This is a genomic window from Microbacterium sp. Bi128 (assembly GCF_918698205.1).
Genome location: NZ_CAKKMM010000391.1, coordinates 1 through 4,083, shown reverse-complemented (window position 1 = coordinate 4,083; position 4,083 = coordinate 1). Strand labels below are relative to the sequence as shown.

Sequence of the window (4,083 nt, the reverse complement as noted above, 5' to 3'; positions counted from 1 at the left end):
GATCCAAGCACGAGCTCAAGTTCGTCGCGGTGTGGCCCGACCAGCGAAATTCCCCGTTCCAGTTCCTTGCGCCGGGCTGCGGCGAAGGCCTGGATGTAGCGGTCGGTGAGCTGCTCGACGGAGAGCAGGCGCAGGTCGTCCGCCGGTGCGGCCTCATCGGCTGCGGTTCCGTCCGCAGGTCTGGAATCCGCTGGTCCTGAGGTGGCGCCGTCGTCGTCCAGGCTGTCCTGCAGCGTGGAACGGTACACCGCAGTGGCCTCCTTGGACCCGTCGGTCAGCTGCGCGTAGGCGTTTTTCAGGTGCGGTTGCAGCCGGTCCACCAGCTCCAAGCGCGCGTGCAGCAGCTCAGCCCCGGCCCGGGCCATGTGCTGGTCCCAGACATCGAGCGTTGCCTCGTGGCCGGTGCTGAATTTTCCGGCGCGGGCCGACTTGAGCAGCGCGTTGCGCTGCTTCAGGACCCGGTCATAGTCGCTCCTGGTCGCGGCGTGGCGCGGCATGAGACTGACCAGGAGCTCGTCCAGGAACCGGCGGCGGCTGGACGGATCGCCCTTGACCAGCGCCAGGTCCTCCGGCGCGAAGAGCACCGTCTGGCAGATCCCGAGCAGGTCCCGGGCGCGGACCGGATTGCTCCGGTTGATCCGTCCGCGGTTTGCCCGGCCCGCGTTGATTTCCAGCTCCAGCACGGTGGACTGCTCGCCACGGACCAGCTTGGCCCGGATCATGGCCCGCTCGGCACCGAACCGCAACAGCGGCGCGTCCGTGCTGACCCGGTGCGAGTTGAGCGTGGCCAGATACCCGATCGCTTCCATCAGATTGGTCTTGCCGATGCCGTTGGAACCCACCAGGACGGTGACTCCGGGCTCAAGGCTGAGATCGACCTGGGCGTAGCTGCGGAAATCGGTGAGCGAGAGCTTTTCTAGGTACACGCGGGATTCAGGACTTCACAGGCAGGATCAAGTGGCCGGGCAGGATTATTTGGCCGGCCGGGTCGCGTGGCCGCCGAACTGGTGGCGCAGCGCCGAGACCATCTTCATGGCCGGCGAATTGTCCTCGCGGGAGGAGAACCTGGCGAACAGCGCAGCCGTGATCGCCGGGGCCGGCACCGCGTTGGCAATGGCCTCCTCGACGGTCCAGCGGCCTTCGCCCGAATCCTCGACGTAGTCGGAGATCGATTCCAGTCCGGGATCCTCGTCAAGGGCCTTGACCATGAGGTCCAGGAGCCAGGAGCGGACAACCGTTCCCTTCTGCCAGGCCCGGAATGTCCCGGGAAGATCGGCGACGATCTCTTTGGCGGCCAGGAGCTCGTACCCCTCGGCGTAAGCCTGCATCAGGCCATATTCGATCCCGTTGTGGACCATTTTGGCGTAGTGGCCGGCGCCGACGCCGCCGACGTGCACAAAGCTGTCGGCCCGCTCACCTGCGGGACGGAGCGCATCGAAGACGGGGAGTGCCCGTTCGATGTCCGCGGCATCGCCGCCCGCCATCAGGCCGTAACCGTTCTGGAGGCCCCAGACCCCGCCGGACACGCCGCAGTCCGCAAAGCGGATTCCCTTTTCGGCCAGCGCGGCACCGTGCTTCTGGTCTTCCGTGAAGCGGGAGTTGCCGCCGTCGATCACGAGGTCACCGGCGTCGAGCTTGGTGCCCAGTTCGGTGATCACGGCGTCGGTAATCTCGCCCGAGGGGACCATGACCCAGATCAGGCGCGGCGCCGGGACGGCGGCGATGAGTTCGTCCAGGGTGGCGACGTCGGCAACGTCGGGGTTGCGGTCAAACCCGGTGACCTCGATCCCGCCGTTGCGCAGCCGTTCACGCATGTTGAAGCCCATTTTTCCAAGGCCGATTAGTCCGATGTGCACGGGGATGAACTCTTTTCTGCGCTGGGGTGCTTCGTTGGAGACGGCCGTGATGGCCCGCAGGTGCCGTGCTCCGGAGGTCCGGGGCACGGCAATGACGGCTAGTTGGGCAGCCGGACGGGCATGACGAGGTAGCGGTAGTCGCCCTGGTCCTCGCCCTCGGCGTCCTGCTGGGCAGTGATCATGGCCGGCTTGGGTGCGGTGGTGAAGGAGAACCGCACAAACTTGGTTTCGATGACGCTGAGGCCCTCGATCAGGTAGTGCGGGTTGAAGGCCACGGTGATGTCTTCACCGGACAGCTGGGCTTCGAGCTCTTCGGAGGCCTGGGCGTCCTCGCCGGTGCCGGCGTCCAGGTGCAGCTGGCCCTGGGTGAAAGCGAGCCGGACAGGCGTGTTGCGTTCGGCCACGAGCGAGACGCGGCGCACGGCTTCGACCAGTTCCTGGGTCTGCACGGTGGCGTGGATGGGGGTCGAATCCGGGAAGAGCGAACGGATCTTCGGGTAGTCGCCGTCGACCAGGAGTGAAGTGGTGGTCCTGCCGCCGCTCTCGAAGCCGATCAGCCGGCTGTCGTCGTCGGCGAGGGCGATGTTGATGTCGCCGCTGCTGCCCAGGGTCTTCGCCACTTCGTTGAGGGTCTTGGCCTTGACCAGGGCGCTCGTGGAGATGCCCGGCGTCGCAGGCTTCCAGGGGACTTCCCGCATGGCCAGGCGGTAGCGGTCGGTGGCCAGGAGGGTGATGAGGTCGTCCTCGATTTCCATCCGCACACCGGTCAGGATCGGCAGGGTGTCGTCCTTGCTGGCCGCGATGATCACCTGGGATACGGCCTGGGCGAACGAATCGCCGGGCACGGTGCCGCTGATCGTCGGCAGGGCCGGCAGCGGCGGGTATTCAGCCTCGGGCATCGTGGCCAGGTGGAAGCTGCTTCGGCGGCAGGTGAGCGTCACTTTGTTGCCGTCGGTTTCGACCTCGACGGGGGCGGACGGCAGGCTGCGGCAGATGTCCGCGAGCAGGCGGCCCGATACCAGGATAGTGCCCTCGGCGCTGATGTCAGCGGGGATTTCGAGCCTCGCGGAGGTCTCGTAGTCGAAGCTCGACAGGCTGACGGTACCGGCTTCAGCTTTCAGGAGCAGGCCCGAAAGTACGGGAACGGGCGGCCGCGGAGACAACGACCGGGCGGTCCATGTCACGGCTTCTGCCAGGACGTCCCGTTCGACTCTGAACTTCACGGAAGGGTGCCGCCTTTCATTGCTGCTGTTAGTGCTGAAAATCGCTGAAACTGCTCGAGCTGCGGCGGACCTCGGCAGGGACGCCGAATTCCGTCAACAAAGGAATCGTCCGCCCGCCCGGGCCCCATGGCCCGGTAGGAACCACAAAAGATGTCCGGGACGGACGCACTGCAGACAGCTTAGCCCCAAGGTGAGCGTTTCTCCCATCCCCGGGTTACATCGGTGTTGTTCGCGGGGCCGGTCTCCTGCGCCGGTCCGGAACGGGCCTGGGCGCTGCTTGGAGGTGGGATGGAGATTGTTGTTTGAGGGAATTTCATTTTCTTGGGATTAGTAGTGTTAATAACTGCTGTGGAAACTGTGGATAACTCGATCCTGCCGTGCGAATCCGCGGTTAAGCCCTGTTCATGGACTGTGGGCGGAGCAGGTTTTAAACAGGGTGTGGATGGGGACAAGATTTTTGGCCGACTGGCCAATCCACAGGCGCCTTAAGGGTTTTAAGCCCATTAACCGCGGTTGTCCCCTTAACTATCCACAGGGTTGTCCACAGGGCCCTGTTAATAAGGTATGAGTGCGCCGGCCGATGGCTCAGGAATTGCGCTGCTGCTGCTTGATCCGGTTGGTCAGCTCGGTCACCTGGTTGTAGATGACCCGGCGCTCGGCCATGAGTTCGCGGATCTTGCGGTCGGCGTGGATCACGGTGGTGTGGTCGCGGCCGCCCAGCTCCTGTCCGATCTTGGGCAGGGACATGTCCGTCAGCTCCCGGCACAGGTACATCGCGATCTGCCGGGCGGTCACCAGCGTGCGGGTGCGCGACTTGCTGCAGAGTTCTTCCATGCTGAGCTTGAAGTAGTCGGCTGTCTGGGTGAGGATCTGCGCAGAGGTGATTTCCTGGGCACCGTCGTCGGTGATCAGGTCCTTGAGCACCATCTCGGCCAGGGCCACATCCACCGGCTGCCGGTTCAGGCTGGCGAACGCCGTGACGCGGATGAGGGCTCCCTCAAGTT

General features: G+C 65.0%; 4 protein-coding genes. All 4 read right to left on the bottom strand.

The genetic code is table 11. From position 1 onward, the window contains the following. Positions 1 to 926 (bottom strand): DNA replication/repair protein RecF (recF, locus tag LQV45_RS19665; protein ID WP_230008458.1); only part of this gene is annotated, 926 nt, incomplete at its 3' end. A gap of 45 nt (positions 927 to 971) precedes the next feature. Continuing rightward, positions 972 to 1,856: a phosphogluconate dehydrogenase (NAD(+)-dependent, decarboxylating) gene (gene gnd / locus LQV45_RS19660; protein WP_223915420.1), complete on the bottom strand. Its 885-nt coding sequence runs from the start codon at positions 1,854 to 1,856 to the stop codon at positions 972 to 974. Positions 1,857 to 1,954: 98 nt separating this feature from the next. Then, positions 1,955 to 3,079, bottom strand: coding sequence for a DNA polymerase III subunit beta (dnaN, locus tag LQV45_RS19655; protein ID WP_018775670.1), 1,125 nt, complete (start codon positions 3,077 to 3,079; stop codon positions 1,955 to 1,957). 585 nt (positions 3,080 to 3,664) lie between these two features. Continuing rightward, positions 3,665 to 4,083, bottom strand: a 419-nt coding sequence (locus LQV45_RS19650; RefSeq protein ID WP_290370277.1) for a helix-turn-helix domain-containing protein, incomplete at its 5' end; no start/stop codon positions are given.